The sequence below is a fragment of the Novosphingobium profundi genome (assembly GCF_020524485.1).
In the GTDB taxonomy this organism is placed as follows: Bacteria; Pseudomonadota; Alphaproteobacteria; order Sphingomonadales; family Sphingomonadaceae; genus Novosphingobium; species Novosphingobium profundi_A.
On the sequence record NZ_JAIVLF010000005.1, the window covers coordinates 492,987 to 514,851 of the forward strand.

Annotated in this window: 18 protein-coding genes; 14 read left to right on the top strand and 4 right to left on the bottom strand. The window is 65.4% G+C overall.

Annotation, left to right across the window (positions count from 1 at the left end):
• Position 1: 1 nt before the first annotated feature.
• The 4 genes from LC060_RS16095 (at position 2) to LC060_RS16110 (ending at position 5,800) form a co-directional block, all read left to right on the top strand.
• Positions 2 to 1,435 carry a lipopolysaccharide biosynthesis protein gene (locus tag LC060_RS16095; RefSeq protein WP_226637307.1) on the top strand — a complete coding sequence of 478 codons (1,434 nt, stop codon included), beginning with the start codon at positions 2 to 4 and terminating at the stop codon, positions 1,433 to 1,435.
• Positions 1,432 to 2,643, top strand: coding sequence for a glycosyltransferase (locus LC060_RS16100; RefSeq protein WP_226637309.1), 1,212 nt, complete (start codon positions 1,432 to 1,434; stop codon positions 2,641 to 2,643). The genes LC060_RS16095 and LC060_RS16100 overlap by 4 nt, the downstream gene beginning before the upstream one ends.
• Before the next feature lie 124 nt (positions 2,644 to 2,767).
• Positions 2,768 to 5,122, top strand: a complete 2,355-nt coding sequence (locus LC060_RS16105) for a GumC family protein (RefSeq protein WP_226637311.1) — start codon at positions 2,768 to 2,770, stop codon at positions 5,120 to 5,122.
• A gap of 6 nt (positions 5,123 to 5,128) precedes the next feature.
• Positions 5,129 to 5,800, top strand: coding sequence for a sugar transferase (locus LC060_RS16110; protein WP_226637313.1), 672 nt, complete (start codon positions 5,129 to 5,131; stop codon positions 5,798 to 5,800).
• A gap of 15 nt (positions 5,801 to 5,815) precedes the next feature.
• On the opposite strand, the gene LC060_RS16115 is transcribed toward LC060_RS16110, so the two are convergent.
• Genes LC060_RS16115 through LC060_RS16125 form a run of 3 tightly spaced genes read right to left on the bottom strand, consistent with a single transcriptional unit; the run spans position 5,816 to position 8,674 of the window.
• Complete coding sequence (locus LC060_RS16115; protein ID WP_226637315.1) at positions 5,816 to 6,556, bottom strand: HAD family hydrolase; 741 nt, start codon at positions 6,554 to 6,556, stop codon at positions 5,816 to 5,818.
• Positions 6,534 to 7,505 (bottom strand): ATP-grasp domain-containing protein, encoded by a 972-nt coding sequence (locus tag LC060_RS16120; protein WP_226637317.1) that lies wholly within the window; start codon positions 7,503 to 7,505, stop codon positions 6,534 to 6,536. The genes LC060_RS16115 and LC060_RS16120 overlap by 23 nt, the downstream gene beginning before the upstream one ends.
• Positions 7,502 to 8,674, bottom strand: coding sequence for a glycosyltransferase family 4 protein (locus tag LC060_RS16125; RefSeq protein ID WP_226637318.1), 1,173 nt, complete (start codon positions 8,672 to 8,674; stop codon positions 7,502 to 7,504). The genes LC060_RS16120 and LC060_RS16125 overlap by 4 nt, the downstream gene beginning before the upstream one ends.
• A gap of 294 nt (positions 8,675 to 8,968) precedes the next feature.
• Here LC060_RS16125 and LC060_RS16130 point away from each other — a divergent pair, with 294 nt between their 5' ends.
• From LC060_RS16130 to LC060_RS16160, 7 genes are all read left to right on the top strand, one after another.
• On the top strand, positions 8,969 to 10,636 hold the full coding sequence (locus LC060_RS16130; RefSeq protein WP_226637320.1) for a hypothetical protein: 1,668 nt from the start codon (positions 8,969 to 8,971) through the stop codon (positions 10,634 to 10,636).
• A gap of 132 nt (positions 10,637 to 10,768) precedes the next feature.
• A complete protein-coding gene (rfbF, locus tag LC060_RS16135) occupies positions 10,769 to 11,590 on the top strand; it encodes a glucose-1-phosphate cytidylyltransferase (RefSeq protein WP_226637322.1) in 822 nt (273 codons plus the stop codon).
• Complete coding sequence (rfbG, locus tag LC060_RS16140; protein WP_226637324.1) at positions 11,583 to 12,740, top strand: CDP-glucose 4,6-dehydratase; 1,158 nt, start codon at positions 11,583 to 11,585, stop codon at positions 12,738 to 12,740. Before rfbF ends, rfbG begins: the two co-directional genes overlap by 8 nt.
• Positions 12,731 to 13,951, top strand: a complete 1,221-nt coding sequence (locus LC060_RS16145) for a DegT/DnrJ/EryC1/StrS family aminotransferase (protein ID WP_226637325.1) — start codon at positions 12,731 to 12,733, stop codon at positions 13,949 to 13,951. Before rfbG ends, LC060_RS16145 begins: the two co-directional genes overlap by 10 nt.
• Entirely contained in the window at positions 13,944 to 15,203 is a 1,260-nt protein-coding gene (locus tag LC060_RS16150) for a class I SAM-dependent methyltransferase (RefSeq protein WP_226637327.1), read from the top strand. The genes LC060_RS16145 and LC060_RS16150 overlap by 8 nt, the downstream gene beginning before the upstream one ends.
• 25 nt (positions 15,204 to 15,228) lie before the next feature.
• Positions 15,229 to 16,215 carry an NAD-dependent epimerase/dehydratase family protein gene (locus tag LC060_RS16155; RefSeq protein WP_226637329.1) on the top strand — a complete coding sequence of 329 codons (987 nt, stop codon included), beginning with the start codon at positions 15,229 to 15,231 and terminating at the stop codon, positions 16,213 to 16,215.
• Positions 16,212 to 17,225, top strand: a complete 1,014-nt coding sequence (locus LC060_RS16160) for a glycosyltransferase family 2 protein (RefSeq protein ID WP_226637331.1) — start codon at positions 16,212 to 16,214, stop codon at positions 17,223 to 17,225. Before LC060_RS16155 ends, LC060_RS16160 begins: the two co-directional genes overlap by 4 nt.
• On the opposite strand, the gene LC060_RS16165 is transcribed toward LC060_RS16160, so the two are convergent.
• Complete coding sequence (locus LC060_RS16165; RefSeq protein ID WP_226637333.1) at positions 17,170 to 17,601, bottom strand: GtrA family protein; 432 nt, start codon at positions 17,599 to 17,601, stop codon at positions 17,170 to 17,172. The genes LC060_RS16160 and LC060_RS16165 overlap by 56 nt on opposite strands.
• Positions 17,602 to 18,022: 421 nt before the next feature.
• On the opposite strand from LC060_RS16165, the gene LC060_RS16170 reads away from it, so the two are divergent.
• The 3 genes from LC060_RS16170 to LC060_RS16180 all read left to right on the top strand — a co-directional run bounded on the left by LC060_RS16170 (position 18,023) and on the right by LC060_RS16180 (position 21,731).
• Positions 18,023 to 19,156: an acyltransferase family protein gene (locus LC060_RS16170; RefSeq protein ID WP_226637335.1), complete on the top strand. Its 1,134-nt coding sequence runs from the start codon at positions 18,023 to 18,025 to the stop codon at positions 19,154 to 19,156.
• Positions 19,157 to 19,364: 208 nt separating this feature from the next.
• Positions 19,365 to 20,195, top strand: a complete 831-nt coding sequence (locus LC060_RS16175) for a sulfotransferase family protein (RefSeq protein ID WP_226637337.1) — start codon at positions 19,365 to 19,367, stop codon at positions 20,193 to 20,195.
• A 291-nt stretch (positions 20,196 to 20,486) separates the two neighbouring features.
• Entirely contained in the window at positions 20,487 to 21,731 is a 1,245-nt protein-coding gene (locus tag LC060_RS16180; RefSeq protein ID WP_226637338.1) for a polysaccharide pyruvyl transferase family protein, read from the top strand.
• Positions 21,732 to 21,865 lie beyond the last annotated feature (134 nt).

A 21,865-nucleotide genomic window follows, 5' to 3' on the forward strand; every position in this document is an offset into this window, starting at 1 on the left:
GATGACGGACCTCATCAGCCCAACGCCGCACGGCTCGTGCCGCCATGCCCGTACCTCGGCCACCGGCGCTCCGCGAGCCTCTCTGCGCGCACGCTGGCAGCGCAGCACGCTCATCCGCCCGCGTCTGATCAGCCTGGCCCACCTCATGTCGGGAAGCCTTGGCGCCGCGATGCTGATGATGGCGACGCTGGCGATCGCGACCCGGGCGCTGGGCACCCAGGCCTTCGGGACTTTCGTGATCGTCCTCACCATCTCGCGCACCTGCGAACGCCTGGTCCGCTTCGAATCCTGGCAACCGCTGATCCGCTTCGTCGCAGCCGAGGAAGAGAGCGCCTCGCCCGAACGCCTTGCCTCGCTCTACGCCTATGGCCTCCTTCTCGACATCGCCAGCGCGCTGGGCGCTGCACTGCTTGCCGTGGCGGTCGCGCTGGTGGCAGGGCCCCTGCTTGGCCTCGATGGCGACGCGCGCTTCCTCGTGGCAATCTATGCGCTTGCAATTGCCGGAAACCTGCGCGGCATGGCGAGCGCGGCCCTGCGCCTTGCCGGGCGCTTCCGCGTGCTCGCCTACGTGCAGATGGCCGCCGTTCTGCTACGCCTGACGCTCGCCTGCCTGCTCTATGTCCTGGATCGTGGGATCACCGAATTCGTAGTGGCCTGGACTGTGTCCCAGCTCTTCGATTCCCTCCTGTTCAATGCGCTGGGGCTGCGTACCCTGAAACAGACCGGCATCCCCAGCCCCTGGCGCGCGGACAAGCGCCGTCTGCCCAGCAAGTTCCCCGGTTTCCTGCGCTTTGCGATCTCGACGAACCTGTCCTCGGGCCTGCGCACCCTGACCCACGAGATGGACACGCTGCTTGTCAGCACCCTGGCCGGACCCGCCGCGGCGGGCCTCTACTATCTCTCGCGGCGCATCGCGAAAGTCGTCCAGACCGCGGGCGACCTGCTCCAGACGATCATCTATCCCGATCTGGCGCGGCTGTGGAACCAGTCCTCGCGCAAGGGCGTGCGGCGCCTGGTGACGATGCTGCAACTGGCCCTGGGCGGGATCGGACTTGTCGCGCTTGCGCTGTGCTGGCTGATGGGCCGCCCACTTCTTGAATTGGTCTTCGGCAATGCCTTTTCGGGAAGCTTCGCGCTGCTCCTCGCCCAGCTCGTCGCGATCATGCTGATGCTGCATGCGGCCCCGGCCCGCTCGGCGCTTCTGGCGATGAACCGGCCGAGCTTCGTTCTGGCCTGCAGTGTTCTGGCCACCCTCGCCTTCTTCATCACGGCCACCCTCATGGTCCCGCGCTACGGCGCGATCGGGGCCAACTTCGCCCACATCGTTTTTGGCCTCATGCTGGTCCTCGCCTTCGATATCGCGCTCCATGGCCGCCTCGCCGCCAGCCGACGCCCGGAACCTGTGACCGCCTCGACCAAGGAGCCCCTGCCATGACTCTTCAGGCCCCCCGGGGCAAATTCGTCGTCCGCTCCCAGCCGCCCGTGCCCACGTCATCGCCCGCCCCGAGGATCGTGGCCGGGTCCGAGCCGCTGCGGATCTGCTCGATCCTCACCAGCCTGACCTCGGGCGGCGCGGAAATCCTCATCACCAATCTCAACCAGGCCTATGCCGGGCTTGGCGCGCGCGCCTGCGTCACCGCGCTGTGCGATGCCCAGACCCTGGGCAACTCGCAAGCCATGGAAGCCGAACTGCAGCAACGCATCACGAAAGCCGGCGCGCACTTCGACAGCCTTGCCCTGACCCGGCGGCGCGGAATGATCGAAGGGGTGCGCGCGCTGCGGCGCCACCTGCATGAAACGCGCCCCCACATCGTCCATGCCCATACGGTGCGGGCCGTCCTAATGCTCGCCTTTTCGGGATTTGGCGGGCCCGTCGTCTTCACCCACCACAACAGCCGTCTCTCTTTTCCGCCAGCAGCATTCCGCTTCCTCGACCACGTGGTCGCGCACTATGTCGCGATCAGCAACGAGACCGCATCGCTCTATCGCGACCTCTCGCGCCGCCCCTTCTCGCTGATCCCCAATGCGCCGGCCGCCAGCTATCGCGCCAAGGCCCCGCGAGAGAGCGTGGGCACGCCCTGCCGCATCCTGACTGTGGGTGCGATCTCGGACCAGAAGAACTACGACCTGCTGATCGAAGTCGCGCGTGTCCTGCGCCAGTACCGCCCCGGAACCGAGCCCGTCTTCTGCCTCCGCGTGGCGGGCGGCGGCACGGACCTGGAGCGGCTGCGCGGCAAGGTCGATGCCCTTGGCCTTGCCGACATGGTGCAGTTCCTGGGGGAACGCGCCGACATCCGCGATCTTTTGGCCGCCAGTGACATCTACCTCAACACCTCTCGCTACGAGGGCGCATCGATCGCGATCCACGAAGCCATGTCGATGGGACTTCCCGTGGTTGCCAGCGATGTCAACGGCAATCGCGGGCTGGTCGTGCCCGGCCGCAACGGCGCGCTGTGCGCGCTCGACAAGCCGGCCTCCTTCGCCAACGCGATCGCCCGTCTTGCCCACAACGCCTATTACTACCACTCCTACTCGCAAGGCGCGCTCGCAACGAGCCAGAGCTACAGCCTGGAGGGCTCCGCGCAGCGCCATTTCGACCTCTACAAGTCCCTCCTTCGTTCCAGTCCTGCCCATAAGGACTAGCCAGAAAAGGAGCAGGCCCCCTTCCGGATGCGCGATTTGTTCCGGCTGGGCGGTGAACCATACTGCCCCCTCCTGACACCACACACATCGGATGGCCTGCGCGGCCAGCCCGAGGAGAGCGGAAATGTCGACGTCGATCGCACATCACGACCCTGACGCTTCGGTTGCGCTGCACCGCACATCCCCGCAGCCGGAAGGAAGCGCGATGGGCGCAGCTTCCGAGCAAATCGGACCGCAGGACCTGGTGCGGCTGTTCCACCGCTATCGGGGCATGATCCTCGCCATTGTCAGCGTGATCACCGTGCTCGTGCTCGCCCAGCAACTGGCCTCGCCCCCGCTCTACCAGTCCAGTTCCAACGTCCAGGTCGAACTGATCGACGAGGTCGGCACCAACCAGGCCGACGTCAACTCGCGCAACGCCGAGCGTGTCGCGAACACGGTGCGCCTGCACCGCTCGCGCTCGGTGGCGGGCCAGATCATCAAGGACCTCGACCTCCTGAACGACGAGAGGTTCCGCCGTGAACTGGGCAACGACAACCTTACCGGCAAGGCCTTGATGCAGCTTGCGATCAACCACCTGCTCGGGATGCTGGCGATCAATGCTGAAAGCGGTTCCGACCTCATCCAGATCTCGGTGACATCGCGTTCGCCCGAGCTTGCCGCCGATATCGCCAACCAGTTGCCCGTCTCGGTTGGCATCCTGCGCAACGCCAAGACCAACGAGCGGCGCCAGGAACTTCTTGGTTCGCTCGAGAAGGAGCTGCAGACCCGCGAACAGGCCGCCCTCGACGCCGCGGCCAAGGTCGCCGAGTTCCGCACGCGCAACCGGATGCTTGTCGGCGCTGGCGGGGCCGAGGACCTGCAGCAGATCAACCGCATTGCGCTCCAGAGTGCAGCGGCCAACGCCGCGCGCGATGCCTCGGCGGCCCGCAGCGCCGGAATTTCGCGCGCCAGCGAGATACAGAGCACGGCGACGGCGACCTCGACCGCGCTCGATTCCCTGGAGAGGCGCCGCGGCGAACTCGTGGCGGAGAAGGCCAAGCTGAGCACCAGCCTGGGGCCCAATCACCCCGACGTGCGCCGGGTCAACTCGCAGCTCGCCACGATCGACACCAGCATTGCCCGCGAACGCAACCAGGTCCAGGCCGCGACCCAGGCCGTCGCCCGTGCCGAGGGTGAGAAGATGGCCCAGCTTGCCCGCAGCGAAGCGGCCGGAGCCGCCGCCATGGCCGCGCGCCTGCAGAACGTCGTCGGCAGCCTGTCGTCCAGCGCCTACCGCAACGCCCAGAACACAGTGGAGCTCGACAAGCTGGTGCGCCAGTCCGACCTTGCCGAAGCGGCCTACAAGGTCCTCGCCGAGCGCGTGGAGCAGGTGGGTGCCCAGATGCAGCTTCAGGGCGTGGCCTCGACCATCGTCTCGCCCGCGGTACCCGACTACGCACCGATCGCGCCCAACCCTCTCAAGATGACGGTCACCGCGTTCCTGGGCTCTACCGTCCTTGCCTTCATGGCGGCCCTGACGCGCGAATTCCTGGACAACAAGCTGCGCACCGTCGCCCAGATCCGCCGCCTCTTCGCTCGGCCGACCCTGGGCATGCTGCCCCAGATCGCGCACGGACTTTCGCAGGATCCGAAGGACAGCGTCGTGCTCACAGAACCGCAGTCGCTGTTCTCCGAAGTCGCGCGCTCGGCCTATTGCGACCTGCGCGCCCTGCGCCCGGGCCGAAAGGGCTCGCAGGTCGTCCTGATCAGTTCGCCTGTTCCCGGCGATGGCAAATCGACGGTCTCGCTCTCTCTCGCAGCGGCGGGCGTCGCGATGGGGGATCGCACCGTCGTCCTCGACCTCGACCTGCGCAAGCGCGGCGTGCTCCAGCGCCTGCAAGAACAGTCGCTGGCCCCGGACCTGGTCGATATCGTGACAGGCCGCGCCGACCTCGATGGGCTGATGCTGCCGCATCGCCGGGTCGAAGGGCCTGACGACATCGCCCGCGACGAGCGCGATCTCGAGGCAATCCTCGGCAGCGAACCGAGCGAAAAGCGTATCTATCTCCTGAGCGCGAAGGCCCCCGTTGCGGAGCCCGCCGTGATCCTGTCCTCCCACCGCCTAACCGGCCTGCTCGAACAGCTACGCGAACGTTTCGACCTCATCGTCATCAATGCCCCCGCCGCGCTAGCCGTGCGCGATGCGCGTACCATGTGTGACTTTGCCGACCAGACGATCCTGGTCGCGCGCTGGGGCAAGACCACCATCGACCAGATGCGCGCCGCCTTCGAGGTCATGGACACCGACAGGATCCGCGGCGTCATCTTCGACCAGGTCGACTACGCTGAACATGCCCGCCGCAGGTACGGGGACTCGGTGCAGTTCTACCGCTATTCGGCCGATTACTACACGTCCGACATTCCGCCGATCCCGACCTGGGGTGAGCGCATCCGCCGCATGTTCGCGCGCGGCGATTACCAGCCAAGCGCGGCCTGAGGGAGCATGGTCCACCCCACCGACGCCCCCTTGCAGGACACCGCCTCGCACGAGCCATCCCCGGCCACCCGCCCCGGCGGCTCGCGTCTGGCTACGCGCGCGCTTGCCGCGCTGCTGCTTGTCCCTTGCGCCCCCGTCATCGGCGTTCTGGGACTGGGCGTGGCGCTCAGCATGGGCCGTCCGATCCTGTTCCGGCAGGAACGCTCCGGCCTTCACCAAACGCGCTTCACGCTCTTCAAGCTGCGCTCGATGCGCAGCGCCTTCGATGCGACGGGAGCGCCCCTACCCGACGAGGCGCGCGTCACGGGTCTGGGCAAATTTCTGCGCCGAAGCCGTCTCGACGAACTGCCAGGCCTGTGGAATGTGGTGCGCGGCGACATGGCCTTCGTCGGGCCGCGCCCGCTCCTTCCCGAAACCATCGCACAGCTCGGCGAACGCGGCCACCAGCGCGCGCGCGTCCGTCCCGGGCTCACCGGTTGGTCGCAGGTCAACGGCAACACCCTGCTCTCACTTGACGAGAAGGTCGCGCTCGACATGTGCTACATCGACAACGCCAGCCCGCGCCTCGACATGCAGATCCTTCTGCGCACGTTCTGGGTGATGCTGGGCGGCGAACGCCGGGCCCCGCAGATCGAAACGCCCCGGGTCGAGGCCTGCCCATCCGAAGCTGCCGAATAGGCACCGCCCCGGAGCTTACCGCGCGCCCACTGCACCTTTGCGAAGCGCAAGCGCATCCAGCGAACCGATGACATGGTGCGCGCGGTGCGCAAGGGTAGGTGCCGCGCCGCGATGAACCCGTTCGGGCCGCAGGATCTGGATCGTCGTCCACCCGCGTCGGCGCGGCTCGAGGAAGTCCTTGACCGCGTTGTCCGCGATATAGACGTGCGCCTCGGGGGGGCGCTGCGACCATTCCTCGACAAGGGTGTAGCCGAGGGGGTGCGGCTTGCCGCATCCGGGGCCGAGTTCCCCGGTCAGAACGATCCGTCCCAGCCTTACCTCCAGGCCAAGCGCGCGTACCTTGGATCGTTGCATGCCCGCAGGCCCATCCGAGATCAGCGCGCAGCTTGCGCACGGTGCCCGTGCAAGAAAGCGCGCCGCGTCGGGGGCGAGCGCAATCTGCGGGTCATGCGCGCGGTAGGCCCCGACCAGTTCAGCGATCAGGTCCTCCTCGCCCTCCGCGCCCAGCTCTGCCAGGGCCTGGTTGAAAATCGTTCCGCGAAGGCCTGCTGCGAACAGACTGCAGCAAACCCGGGCAAAGCCTTTCCGGCCCGTGCGCTGAAGGACCAGCGACTCCAACGCGGCAAAGCCGCTGAAGGCGAAGTCGCGTTCGAGGTAGAGGGTATCGTCAAGATCGAGCACGAGGACACGTCCCGTCAGATCGAGACGTCCGCTGTCTTCGGGCAAGTCCGGATCAGCCAAGGAAATGGGCCGCATCGTAGCGCACCATCGTCACCCCGGCGCGCCAATCAGAAGGGTCCACAGGTGCGCGGCCCAGAATCCGGCGCAGGAGATTTTCGGCAAAGCGGCCACCCGCATGATCGGCAAGCGGGTACCCACCTCCGAAGCGCGCGTTGATTTCGAACACGCGCAGCCCATGACAGGGGTCATCGATCAACTGGAAGCACAGCGCCCCTTGCGCGCCGGGAAGGGTCCGCGCGATGGCCCCGGCGATCTCGATCATGCGGGAATCGCGCAAGGTACGCCCCTTCTCCACTTCGCCTGCACGTACCGAGAGACGCTCGTGGGGAATGGCGCACAGCATGTGCCCCTCGCCATCAAGGTACATGTTGATCGTGTATTCCGGACCTTCGAGCAGGTCCTGTACCAGCATCGGCTCATCGTAGAGGGCGCAGATGTCACCGGGACCTTCCAGCACGCCGATACCGCGGCTGGCGCTCCCTCCGACCGGCTTGGCGAAGAGCGGCCAGGTCCAATCCCCCGGCGCCGCGCGCACCGCCTCGATGGGCGCGGTGCGCGGCACCGGAACACCGGCGCGCTCAAGCACCTCGGTCGTCCGGGCCTTGTCACGGACAATGGCGATCGTCTCGGGCGCGCTCACGTGAACCAGCGTTCCAGCCGCCGCGAAGTCCTCACGTGAAGCGGCCAGTGCCTCGAGCTCGGTGTCGATGGTCGGCACCAGCAGGTCGATCCCGTTCGACCGGCAGTAGTCGAGAAGGCGGGATACATAGTCCGGGCTCGTGCAGCGCGGTACGGCAAAGCTGGCATCGGCATCGAGACATGCCGCGCTAAGGTGCGGCGTGAGGTCGCAGGCATGCACCTCTAGGTCGACGTCCAGCGCCGTGCCCGCTCGCCGGAAGCACCGGGTCAGCTCGACCCGGCGTCCCGCCGACGTGAACAGCACCCGCAGCCTCGGCACGCTCATTCGCTCCTCGCCAGGGCATGCGCCTTTGCCTGCGATGCCCGACGCGGACCTCGCCGAGAACCTCCTGTTGACAAACCATGGCCGGGAGAATGCCGCAGCACCTCGTCCCAACGACGCAGCACGTAGGCTGGCCGAAAGCGCAGCATCGAACACGCCGCCGCTTTGCCCAGCCGCTCGCGCAGAGGTGCATCGTCAAGCAGCCGCGCAAGCGCCGTGCCCAGCGCTGGGCTTGTGCCCTCGTCCTCGACCAGCAGGCCGTTCTCACCGTCTGAGATCATGTCCTCGGGACCGAAATCGCATCGGGTTGCCAGCACGGGGAGCCCGGCCGCCATGGCCTCGGCCAGGGCATTGGGGAACCCCTCGTAGCGCGACGAGAGTACGAAGAGGTCGGCCTCCCGGATCCAGGAGCGTGGCCTTTCACCAAGTCCGCGCAGAACAATGCGCCCCTCCATGCCCCTCTCGCGGATTCGCGCCTCAAGCGCCTCGCGATCAGGGCCTTCGCCCCAGATGGCGACGCGCCATTCCGGGTAATCGGCTGCAATGTCTGCGAAGGCCTCGATCAGCCGGTCAAACCCCTTCTGGTAGGTAAGACGCCCGACCGCACAGACGGTGTAGGAGGGCCCCTCCCCGCGCAGGACATCGGGTTCGGGCACGGGGTTGGGAATCGTTACCAGCCGCCCCTGCAGGTCGTGCGCGAAGCAGCGGCGCACACCCTCGGTCTGGCAGATGATGGTATCGGCACGGCGGTAGAACCAGCGCAATGCCAGGTTCCACAAGGGATGCAGTTGCTGCTGCTCGGGGTTGTTGCGCTCGGCGCAGATCAGGCGGGCGGGATGTCCCTGCACCGCAAGGGCCGCCACCAGGTTGATCTTGGTCAGGAACGAGAGGACGACATCGGGACGGCGCCGGGCAACAAGGCCGCGCAGCGCCATGACCCGTCCTGCAACGCCCGAGAACCCAGAGCGTCCGCCCAGCCGAAAGACCCGGCTCACGAGGGGCAGTTCGTGATAGATGCGCGCCTCATCTGTGTCGAAGGCGGCGACGTCCACCTCATGGCCAGCTTCGACCAAATGGTGCGCCAACTGCGCGATGACCTGTTCCGCGCCCCCTGCACCAAGGCCCGAGGTCACGATGAGAATGTGTTGGGGTGGGGTCTGGCTAGAAGGCACGCGGCAAAATCCGTCTTCCGGTCTCACGCAAGGAGCCCCCGCACGGAGCTCTGTCGGTCCACCCAAGCGTATCAGATCGCGCGCCCTGAAAATCTGGGAATACGGTCTACCCCTTTTGGCCCGACCCGCAGCCCTTGGGAGAGCCACGCCCCTGCTTCGCGCCCGCCCGGCGCTCTCCCGATCCCCTTCGTAGGAGGCGCTACCCGGAATGGGTACGCCCGAATCGCGCTCGCCTCGCGGCCTGCCAATCCTTCAGATTTCACAGGATCAACAGCGGGAAATGCAGGGCCACAGATGCAACGTGTCGAGATCGCCGAGGACTGGATGGAGCTTCGCCCGGAATACGCCGAGGCCGTGCATGTGCGCCCGCGGCCACAACCTCTCGCCCGTATCGAACTTGCAGGGCTCGGGGTCCTCGGGATCGTGTTCCTGGGGCTTGTGGGACGGCTCATGTCCACCCCGCTCAGCCGGGACGAAAACCTGTTCCTCACGGTCGCCCGGCTGGGCGGGACACAGGACATCTATCGCGATCTTGGCTACAACCACCTGCCCATCCTGCCATGGCTGCTGGGAGGCCTGTACGACCTTGTCGGAACCGAACATTTCCTCCTCATCGCGCGCCTGCTGGTGTTGGCCGGATGGGCCACGGCGCTTGGCGCAATCTGGCTGATCTGCCGCCGGACCGAAGCGGGGTTCCTCGCCTTCTTTACCGCCGCATGCCTGCTGATGGGCAACGTCTTGCTACTGGGCGGCGCTGGGATGCTGGCCACCAACAACCTGCTCCCGCTCGCCCCTGCGTTGCTGGCTTTCTACGCGCTGCTGCACGGGATTGGATCCTCGCGCCCCTCTCCGCTCGCCTGCTTTGCAGCTGGTGTCCTGGTCTCCTGCGCCATCGGCCTCAAGGCCAACTACATCTTCCTTGCTCCGCTCTTTGCACTCGCCACCCTGTTCGCGCCGGCCTCGCGCGGGTTCGCGCTGCGGCTTCTGGCCGGAACCCTTCCGCTGTCTATTGGCGGCCTGCTCGCGGGCCTGCCCGTTCTGATGTACGTCCTGTTCGATACGCAGAGCTTCTTTGCCCACACCCTGCGTTATTTCACCGAGTTGCAGCCGGCCTACTGGGCCGCGTCCGGCGAGCCCAAGGTGGACACACTGGCCGCCAAGGTGCTGCTCGCCGAGAGTATCTGGCTTGCGAACGCAACGCTGCTCAGCCTCGTGGGGATCGTGGCGCTCGCGCTCATCCCGGCCATGCGCACCAACATGCGAGAGAGCGTTCGGCTTGTCCGGAGCTGGAGCGTTGTCCTGCCGCTTGGCCTTGCCGCCACAGGCTTCGTGGTGGCCTTCGTCCCCTCGCCTTCTTTCCCGCAGTATTTCGTGCCCCCGATCCCGTTCCTGATCCTGGCAGTTGTCCTGCTGCGCGCCCGTACCGCCACGCCCGACCTTCCCGGAGCCCAGGCCGTGCTCGGGGCCATGGCGCTCCTCGCCCTTGTCGGAGGTGCATCGCGGATCGGGCCCGGGCTGGTCCAGCTGGCCCGCCCCCAGCAGTGGGAGACGATCAGCCTGCACCGCGACATGCGCGCTCTGGCGCGCGAGGCTGGCTTTTCCGGCGGTGAACGGGTGGCGACACTCACGCCGGCCCTTGCGCTCGCGGGGAACTTCGCCGTCCCCCCCGAATTCGCGGCAGGCCAGTTCGTATACCGCATTGCGCCCTACATCCCCGCGAAAGACCGGCGCTACTACACCACGACTTCCGCTGCCGGGCTGGCCGCCTTTCTCGATGCGGCCCCGCCGCCCGCGATCCTGATCAGTGGCGAGGAAACGCTGGAAGAGCCGTTCAAAGCCTATGCGCTGTCCCACGGCTACACCGGCTATCGGCGCCGCCACAAGGGACGGACCATCGAACTCTACCGCCGCCCGGATGCGACGCCTGTCCTGCCCCCGGCGGGCGGGCCCTCCACCCTTTGAGTGTCCACCTGGCTAAACCCGCCTAACCCCGATGCCCATTTCGCCGCACACCGCGCAAGCCTTACCCTTCCTGCATGTCCCGAAGCGAGACCTTCAGGAGCGCTTCCCAATCACTGATCGGAGCCTTGGAACATGAAAGTCGTGTTGCTCGCAGGGGGCCTGGGCTCCCGCCTTGCCGAAGAGACGGTCCGCGTCCCCAAGCCCATGGTGGAGGTCGCGGGACGGCCGATCATGCTGCATGTCATGGATATCTATGACCACTGGGGGCACAACGACTTCATCGTCGCGTGCGGCTACAAGGCCATGGCGATCAAGAGCTTCTTCCAGGACCTGCACCTGATGTCGAACGACTTCACGGTGGGGATCGGCAATGGCGAGATGGCGCTGCGCCCGACCAGCAAGATCGACTGGCGCGTCTCCGTCGTCGACACCGGGCTTGCCACCATGACCGGCGGACGCCTGCGCCGCCTGCGCTCCTGGCTTGATGATGAAACCTTCATGGTCACTTATGCCGATGGCGTGGGTAACGTCGACATCGGCGCGCTTCTGGACTTCCACCGCTCGCACGGCAAGCTTGCCACCGTGACCGCGGTGCGCCCGCCCGCCCGCTTCGGCAACCTCGAAATCGAGGATGGCCAGGTGGTCGAGTTCACCGAGAAGGTGCGCAAGTACGAGACCTGGATAAACGGCGGTTTCTTCATCTTCGAGCCGGGTGTTCTCGACTACCTTGAGGGCGACGAGGAGCCCCTCGAGCAAGCCCCGCTCACCCGCCTTGCCCACGACGGCGAGCTCATGGCCTACCAGCACAAGGGCTTCTGGCATCCCATGGACACCGTGCGCGACCGCGACACGCTCGATGCCCTTGCCAACCAGACCCTGCCGCCCTGGATGGACTTCGAGAACGGGCAGGCCGTGCTCACCACCGATGCGCCCACGAAGCTCATCAATGTCTGAAGGCCCCTCCTCTCTCGGGCAGGCGCTGGCCGACACCTATCGCGGCAAGCGGGTGCTGGTGACCGGGCACACCGGCTTCAAGGGGGCCTGGCTCAGCCTGTGGCTGAAGGCGCTCGGCGCCGAGGTCACGGGCATTGCCCTTCCCACCGATCCCGACGGCCCCGATTTCGGCCGCGAGGTCGGAATTACCGAACTCATCGACCACCGCATCGCCGACATCCGCGACGAGCGCGCCTTTGCAGAGGCTTGCGCGGGGCTCGCTCCCGACATCGTCTTACACCTCGCAGCCCAGGCGCTGGTGCGCCCCTCCTACACAGCGCCGGTCGAGACGTTTGCCACGAATGTCACCGGCACGGCGGTGGTTCTCGACGCGGTACGGCGCATGCCCAGCGCCCGCGCGGTCGTCGTGGTGACGAGTGACAAGTGTTACGACAACCGGGAGTGGCACTGGGCCTACCGCGAGACCGATGCCTTGGGCGGAGCCGATCCCTACAGCGCGTCCAAGGGCTGCACCGAACTGGTTGCACAGGCCTTTCGCCGCTCGTTCTTCGCCGATCCCGAGGGGTGTCAGATCGCCACCGCGCGCGCGGGCAACGTCATTGGCGGAGGCGATGCCTCGCTCGACCGGCTGCTTCCGGACATAGTGCGCGCGACCCTTGCCGGCCAGCCGGTCACGATCCGCAATCCGGCCAGCGTGCGCCCCTGGCAGCATGTGCTCGAACCACTAGCGGGCTATCTCCTCCTCGGCGCACGCCTCATGGACGCGAACGGCCAGCGCTATGCGCAGGGCTGGAACTTCGGGCCGAGTGCCGAAGACTTCCTCGACGTCGAAGCCATCGCGCAGCACGTCATTGCGGCCTGGGGCGAAGGGGCCCCGCGTATCGTCTTCGGCAAGCGGCCCGACGACCCGCACGAGGCGGGCCTGCTCACGCTCGACAGCAGCAAGGCGCGCGCCGTGCTCGGCTGGACACCGCGTCTCTCCACCGGGGAGGCCGTGCGCATGAGCGTGGAATGGTACCGCGAGGCCTGCGCACCCGGCGCCGACATGCGCGCCTTCAGCGCCGCGCAGATTGCCCGCTACAGCGAACACCCGACATCCCTCACCCCGCGTCAACCATCCATCGAAAGGGCGGCAGCAGCATGCGCGTAAACTACGGCCAGACAGTCCACGGCGAGGAGGAAATCGCCGCCGTGCTCGAGGTGCTGCGCACCTCCACCCAGATGGGCCCCAAGGTCCGCGAGATGCAGGAGAAGGTCGCCGCGCTCTTCGCGAAAGACCACGGGATCATGGTCAACTCCGGCTCCTCGGCAAACTACCTCGCGGTCGAACTGCTCGACCTGCCCAAGGGAAGCGAGGTCATCACTCCGGTGCTCACCTTCGCAACGACGGTCGCCCCGCTCGTGCGCGCAGGGCTCGTGCCCAGCTTCGTCGATGCCGCGCCGGGCACCTACAACATCGATGTCGACAAGATCGAGGCGATGATCACACCGCGAACCAAGGCGATGATGATCCCCTCGCTGATCGGCAACCTGCCCGACTGGGACCGCATCTGGGAGATCGCCCAGGCCCATGGCCTCATGGTGATCGAGGACAGCGCCGACACGCTGGGCGCCACCTTGCATGGCACCAGCACGGGGACGCGCTCGCACATCTCGACGACCAGCTTCTACGGCAGCCACGTCATCAACGCGGCGGGCAATGGCGGCATGCTCTGCGTCTCGGACCCGGACCTTGCGCGGCGCGGCCTGCTGCTACGCTCGTGGGGACGGACAAGTTCGCTCTACGTCGATTCCGAAAGCATCGACAAGCGCTTCAACGTCGAGCTCGACGGGTTCAGCTACGATGCCAAGTTCCTGTTCGAGGAGCTCGGCTTCAATGTCGAACCTTCCGAGATTGGTGCCGCTTTCGGTCTGGTCCAGCTGGGCAAGCTGGAACACAACATCGCCGCGCGCGAGCACAATTTCCAGCGCCAGTACGACTTCTTCAAGGCCTATGAGGACTGGTTTGAACTGCCCCGCCAGATGCCCGGCTCGCGCACCGGCTGGCTGGCCTTCCCGCTCACCATTCGCGAGGATGCACCCTTCACCCGGCGCGAGCTGCAGACCTGGTTGGAGGGAGCCGACATCCAGACCCGGCCGGTCTTTACCGGCAACATCCTGCGCCAGCCAGCCATGAAGTCGGTGACCGTGGCGCGCGATCCCGCAGGCTATCCAGTCGCCGACGATGTCATGCGCGGCGGCATCCTGCTCGCCTGTCACCACGGCCTCACGGACGCGCATATCGACTACATGCATGGACGCTTCGAGGATTTCAGCAACGCGCTCACTGACCAGCGCAGCCGGGAGGTTTCGAATGCCTGAGAACACGACCATGCCGCCGCTCGCCACCAACGCCACGCTGTCCACCTGCCGGGCCTGCAAGGCGCCTTCGCCCTACCTGTTCCTGCCGCTGGGCGACCATGCCCCGGCGCAGATGCTAATCCGCCCCGACGATCTCGGTCGTCCCCAGCCCGCGTTTCCGCTCAACACCCAGGTGTGCCTGGAATGCGGCCTGATCGAGATCGCCGACCAGATCCCGGCCGACTTCTTCCGCCACTACCTTTACGTCCCCTCCGGCGCGGCGCGCATGCACACCCACTTCCATGATTTCGCCGAAGTCCTTGCCGGGATCGCGGGCGAGGAGCTGATCGTCGACATCGGCAGCAACGACGGGCTGCTGCTCGCCGCCTGCAACACGCTGGGCTGTACGACACTGGGCTTCGATCCGGCCGAGAACATCGCCGAACTCGCCGCCCAGCGCGGGGTCGAGACCTTCCTCGCCTACTTCACGCCCGAGACGGCCGCGCAGGTCCGGGACGAGCGCGGTCCTGCCAAGGTGATCGTCACCACCAACACTTTCAATCACATCGGTGACCTGCACACCTTCATGGAAGCGATCTGCATCCTGCTGGCCCCCAACGGCACCTTCGTGATCGAGGTTCCGCGCGCCAAGGAGTACATCGAGCACACCGAATTCGACAACATCTACCACGAGCACGTCTCCGAGTTCAGCCTGCTCTCGATTGCCAAGCTGGCCGCGAACTTCGACCTTGAAGTCACCGACGCGCTTTCGCTTCCCGACATCCACGGCGGCTCGATGCGCGTCTTTCTCACCCGCAAGGAAGCGCCGCGCGCACCCAGTGACCGGGTGGGCGCAATGCTGGCCGAGGAAATGGGTTCGGGGATGCTCGAACAACGCACCTACGACGAGCTCGCCTCGCGGGTCGAGGAGATGGGTCAGCAAACCCGTGCTATACTCGATGACCTGAAGGCGCAAGGGCTCAAGATCGCCGGATACGGCGCCTCGGCGCGCGGCAACACGCTGATCACGCACTTCGGCATCGACACGCGCTATCTCGATTTCCTCGTCGATCGCAACCCGCTCAAGCACGGGCTCTACTCCCCCAACACGCGCATCCCGATCAAGCCGGTAAGCGCGATCGAGGAGGAGGCGCCGGACGTCCTGTTCGTCCTTGCCTGGAATTTCTTCGACGAGATCTACGAGCAGCAGGAGGCCTTCCGCGCGCGCGGCGGCAAATTCCTGGTCCCCCTGCCCTCGCCGCAGATCGTCTGACTGACGCTCGCCTCAGGAGGATTGCGTGCCTTCCAGTGTCTCTTTCGTGACAGGTGCCGCCGGCTTCGTCGGCGCGCACCTGGTGCGGCGCCTCCTCGAACGCGGGAGGCAGGTCCACGCGCTCGTGCGGCCCTCGACCCGGCTCGAACGGCTGGCCCCCGTGCTGGACCGGATCACCCTGCATCGGCTTGACCTTGCTGACCGTCCGGCACTGGAGGCCTGCCTCAAGGAGGTTTCGCCCACCCACGTCTACCATCTTGCCGCGGATACACGGCCCCGGGCGGCATCCCCCATCGAGGCGGTCGACACCGCGATACACTCCAGCCTCACTACCACGCTGCCCCTCGTGCAGGCCCTAGCCAGCCTGCCCGTGCCGCCCCGGATCGTGGTCCGCGCAGGAACACTGGCCGAATATGGCCCGACAGACGTGCCCAGCCGTGAGGACGGCCCGGTCCGCCCGGCCACGCCCTATGGCGCGGGCATGCTTGCTGCGACCGCCGCCCTCGACGTCCTGGCCGCCAGCCTGCCCTTTCCCGTCGTCACGGCCAGGCTTGCCTTGTGCTACGGCCCAGGCCAATCACGCGCATTTCTCCTCGCCGAGGCGATCGACGCCTTCCTCGACGAGCGCCCGATTGCCCTGTTGGCGCCGGACGACCGCCGCGACCTGATGCACGTTGACGATGCCGTTGCAGGCTTGATGCGGATCGCCGACATCGTGCCCGCCAACTGCCCCGTCATTAACATCGGCTCGGGCCATGCCCCGCGCATGGCGGACGTGCTCGATACGCTGCGCGCCCTGATCGGAGCTCCCGAGGACTTCGTGCGACCGGCCAGTGGAGCGTCGCGACGTCCTGCGACGGAACTGCGCACCTGCCCGGAACTTGCCTGGCATCGTCTTGGCTGGCGCTGTGAGATCGGGCTGGAGGAAGGGCTTGTGCAAACTATTGCATCCCAGCGCCGCACACGTGCCGCCCGCCGTGCCGAGGCCCTTCTTGCCGAGACCTGGTCGTGAACGGCCCCGGCATCACCGGGTTCACCGGCACGTCCCGGACGCTGGTGTCAATCCTGGTTCCGGCCTACAACGAGGAAGGCAACGTCGTTCGCTGCTATGAGACCATCGTCAAGGTCTTCCGCCAGTTGCCCGATTACGACTACGAGATCATCGTCACCGACAACCACTCGACCGACCGGACTTTCCCGCTGCTGGAAGAACTGGCGGCGAAGGATCCCGCACTCAAGGTGATCCGCTTCTCGCGCAACTATGGCTACCAGCGCTCGCTGCTGACGGCCTACCAGGCGGCCAGCGGGGCCTGCGCAATCCAGCTCGACTGCGACCTGCAGGACCCGCCCGAACTGATCCCCAAGATGCTGCAGCTCTGGCGCATCGGGCATCAGGTCGTCTACGGAATCCGGCGCACCTTGCAGGACGGCTTCATGATCGCCTCGCTGCGGCGCCTCTACTACCGCTTCGTGTCGTTCATCAGCGAGGACGAACTCCCCGTCAACGTAGGCGAATTCCGCCTCGTCGACCGGCGCATCCTGGTCGAACTCCAGAAGGTGACCGATGCCTCGCCCTACTTGCGCGGGCTCATCAGCGCGATGGGCTTTTCCCAGGTCGGGCTCGAGTACGACCGCATGGGCCGCACCGAGGGTGAGAGCAAGTTTCCTCTCAAGTCGATGCTCTCGCTCGCGGTCGACGGGGTGCTCAACCATTCGCTGCTACCGCTGCGCCTGGCCTCGATTGCAGGGCTGGTGATCGGCCTGCTCAGCCTCCTTTTGACTTTCGTCTACCTGGTCGGGCGGCTTGTCTTCGGCCAAGCCTGGCCGGACGGCTTTGCCACCACCACCATCCTCCTCCTGATGTCGATTGCGATCAACGCGATCTTCATGGGTATCCTGGGCGAGTACGTGGGCCGATTGTTCCTGCAGGCCAAGACCGAGATCAAGCCGATCGTCGAGAGCCAGCTCAACTTTCCGCAGGTCGTCTCGCTTGTGAAGAACGGAAAACAAGGCAGCGAGTAAGCACGAACAGGCAGACGGCATAGGCGAGAACCGCCAGCCCCTGCACCAGCGGACTGCCCGCATGTCCCAGCGCCCGCCCCGCGGCCACAACCCCCAAATTGACGGCATAGGACATCGCAAAGGCGAGCGCATAAGCCCGAAGAGCCCGGCGGCTCATCGGCTCCCGACGGCGATAGGTCAGACTGTGGTGCAGCGCATAGGAGATCGGAAAGCCCAGCGCGAAGCCCAGGACGTTGGCACCATAGTCACCGACGCCCGCAAGGAGCCAGGCCAGGATCAGGCCATAACCGATCGCCGTATTGCCAAGCCCGACAAGACCGAAGCGCAGAGCCAGCAAGAGTTCGGAGCGCAGAGCCGCCCCGTGCAGGCGGTTCAACCGAGCACCTGCCGCACCTGGCAAGGGAGGCTTCTCGGGCTCGAATCGGCTCCGGAAGAGTAAAGCTGGACAGGCGTTGCCACGAAGACGCTCCTTTCAGGGGCCACAGGGACATGTGCGCGGACATGCGCACCAGCCTTGACGCACGACCTCCACGCTGCCCCTGTGCGCGCCCGGAGACAAGGGCGCAAAGGGGGTGGCCCATGGCCTTTCGAGGGCTCCCCCAAAGTCGCCCCATCCAGGCCTGCTTGCTCCATCTTTCGAGGCCCATCGCGGCGATTCAGAACAATTGACCCCGGCCTTTTTCCCCGCGAGGCTCAACCTGTGTCCCCGCGGTATCCGGCACCGGCCAGGCCCCGATCCTCCCGTCTGCCCTTGACCACTTTGGGACCCAGTACAGGATCACCAGGCCCTTTCGCCCATGCTCGACCGGCTCGACACCCTCGCCCCTACGGCTCCCGACCACCTTGCCCCGCGCACGGCCCAGAGCGCGACCGCGCCCGAGCGTCCGCACGTCCAGGACCGGACCTTCAACACCACCGTCCATGCCCTTCGCGGCGTGGCCGCGTTCATGGTCTTCCTCGCCCACATGCTCGGCGGCGTGGGCGAGCACGTCTACGCCAACGTCCCGGCTTACCTCGCCCTGACGTACGCGCCCTGGAACTTCGGGCGCTGGGGCGTGTGGTTGTTCTTCGTGATCAGCGGCTTCGTCATCCTGCCCAGCGTCATGCGCTATTCCCCGCGCGAGTTCGCCCTACGCCGTCTGCTGCGCCTCTACCCGCTGTTCCTCGCCTTCTCGCTCGTGTTCATTTGCGCGAACGCTCTCACCAATGCCTATCCCGCGCTCAACGACTGGCGCTCGATCGTGCCTGCGCTGCTCATGATCAACCTGCTCACCCACACCGAGCAATTGACGCCCAACGCCTGGAGCCTGAGCTACGAAGTCGTCTTCTACACGCTGTGCTGCCTCATCGTGCACACCGGCGTTCGCACGGGTAACAAGGGCCTTACGCTGGGCCTCGCGGCCATTTCGCTGGTGTTCCTGTGGCGCTATCCCGCCATGGCGTTCTTCCTCGGCGGGATCGCGGTACGCCTGCTCCACGAGCGCCGGGTCTGGCCGCCACTGCGGCTACGGCCCTGGCTCGAGATACTGGCCTTCGCCGCGTGCCTGATCCTGGCCTCGGTGCGGCACTATACCTTCGGGCACAGTGACCTCTCGGACCCGCGTACCTACGCAGTGTTCCTTGCAACGGTCGCCTACTTCTACCTGGCGATCAGCCCGAACAGCCTGACCTCGCGCCTGCTGGCAAACCGCTTCTCATCCTATCTCGGCACGGTCAGCTACAGCCTCTACATCTGTCACCCCTACACCTACTACGGGCTGCGCGCGGTATTCGTGAAAGCGGGCCTGTTCACATCGGACTGGCTCGTCTCGATCACGCTCTTCCTCGCCTGCACGATCCCCCTCACACTGTTGCTGACTGAAGGTGTCTACCGTGCGCTGGAACGCTACCCCTACCGACGCTTCTTCCACGAACGCATCTTCCACAAGTGAGGACGGACACTGACCGGAAGAGCCACGAGACCACCTCCAAGATGCCCCTTTTTGCGCAGCGCTCAACCTAAGAGGTAATTGCGAGGCTGCGCGCGCAACTTGTACGTAAATCGCACCGACAACGTCTGTGTTTGCAGCGGCTCACCCCACAAGCCACGCTCCCGTTGCCGGCCGTGACAGTGCATCAACCGGAAGGCCTTGTCCGCCCATGCAGTTCAATGACATCGACTTCGTCATCATTGGAGCCGCCAAATCGGCGACCACCTGGCTCCAGAAGCAACTGCAGTCCGATCCCGGTGTCTATATGCCGGACCCGGAACTTCACTACTTCTCGCGGGAATATGCGCGCGGTCAGGACTGGTACCTCTCGCAGTTCGACACGGATCCGGCAGCCCGGACCGTTGGCGAAAAGTCCAACTCGTACCTCTATTCACCCGAGGCGGCGGCCCGTCTGCATCGCCACCTTCCGAACGTGAAGCTGGTTGCCCAACTGCGCAATCCGGTCGAACGCGCCTACTCGGGCTACTGCATGCTGTTCCGGCGCGGAGAGGTCGGCTCGGACATCACGTCCTATCTTGATCCAGCGACGAGCGAGAACATGCAGCTCCTGGGTTCGGGGAACTTCGCCGAGCACCTGAAGCCCTATATCGAGCTCTTCGGTCAGGAGCGGCTTCTGGTCCTGTTCTTCGAAGGCGTCATGGGCAATCCCGACGCGCAGATGGCCCTTGTTCGCTCCCACCTGGGCCTGCCTTCCCGCCCCCTCGCCAGCGAAGGAGGAGGGAAGGTCAAGGACAAGACGGTCCCGCTCGTCCCGCCCATCCTGCGAAAGCGCCTTGCCTGGATGAAGCCCCTCGCCCGCCCCTTGCGCGGCACACCCGCTTTCGAGTCCATGCGCGGACTGATTGCCCGGAGGGTCCAGTACCCGCCGTTGACGGAGGATCTGCGCAAGCGTCTCAACGACTACTACAGCCCTTCAATCGAGGCCCTGGAGCGGATCAGCGGCCAGTCCCTTCGCCATTGGTATGGCCCCACGGCATGAGGCGGGCAAACGAATGCCAGCGCTAAGCGGAAAGCCCTCCCCCAGTGTGCCGCTCGGTCCTTCGCGCCCGGGCTCCGCTCCCATGGGCATAGGCGATGTCGATAACGTGCTAATCCCCTTTATGCAGATGTGCCCCAGCGCGCGCCCTGATAACCCAGATCCTGCGAAGGCTACCGCCAAGGCGGCGCTATACAGGGTCAGATACATATTCTGGACACGCTCTGATCGAAGCACCTTCCAGGCAAGAGAATGGCAGAACCTCCAAGGCCGCCCCCACTGCGGGATCACCGAATGCGGACACAGCGGGAGAGGGTAACAACGATGAAGAAATTCGTGATCACCGGCATCCAAATGCGAAACAAGGGCTCCCAGGCCATGTTTCTCTCGCTCTATTACACCCTTCGCTCCCTCTATCCCGATTGCGAGGTCGTGGGGTTTGCGAACAAGTATGATCACCCAGAACAATACACTTTCGACATGCTGCCCTACGACGACTACACCCGCCGTGTATTCAAGTATCACCTCAACAAGATCCTGCCTCTGGAATCGCTCCTGACCTATTCGGTCAGCCTCTGGAAAAAGAGCGACAAATGGAACGGCAAGGTTCCCGCCATGGAAAAGGCGCTGCGCGAAGCCGACGCCATCTTCGATGCCAGCGGCTACACGCTTGGCTCTGGCTGGAGCAAGGAGGCGGGAGAACTGCTGCTCCAGACGATCCGGATCGCCCGATCCTATAACAAGAAGATCATCCTGATGCCGCAAAGCTTTGGTCCCTTCAACTGGGCAGATGAGGACAATTCCGAGTTCCTTGCCCGGATCAAGGACGAGCTGGAATACTGCCTCAAGATCTATGCCCGCGAGAAGGAGGGGTACGACTGCCTCACATCGCTTGGCCTCAAGAACGTCGCCTTGTCACAGGACATGGTCATTCGCGAAAAGATCTTCCCGACAGCCCAGGACATTCATACGTCCCTGGCAGCCAAACCGTTCGACCTGCCCCCTGAAGATTCCGTCGGCTTCATCATCAACCAGAACGTCTTCCGGATCGGCGATCCGAACGCCGTGCTCGATCTCTATGCGAAAATCCTGGACCGCCTCATCGACAACGGCGAGAATGTCTACATCATCAACACGTCCACCGCCGACACGGACCTTGTGAACGGTGTGCTCGGCAAGGTCCGCAAGCCTGAGCGCATACAGATCATAAGCGGAGAACACTCGAGCCCGACCCTGATCGAGATCATCAGCCGTTTCAAATACGTCGTTGCATCGCGCTACCACTCGGTGGTGTTTGCCTACAGGAGCGGGGTTCCGGCCGTGATCCTGGGCTGGGCCAGCAAGTACACCGACCTTGCCGAGCACTTCCAACAGCAGGACTACGTCGTCGACATCCGGGACCCCGACACCAGCCGGATATTCCAGCAGATCGACCGCATGAGCGCGGAACACGCGAACGAGTCCCAACGCATCAAAGGCGCACTGGAGAATATCCAGACCACCTCCGTCGTTCGCGAAGCCGTCAGCATTCTGGCCTAGCTACGCAACGCACCGCGATGGCAATCCGGCCTGACAGCGTCGCTGCCTCGCGCCCAGGCAAAGTCGGTTGGCGCCGATACGAGAGCTTACACCTACCCTCACCCTAGGCCGCCGTTTTAATTTGGCATTTACCC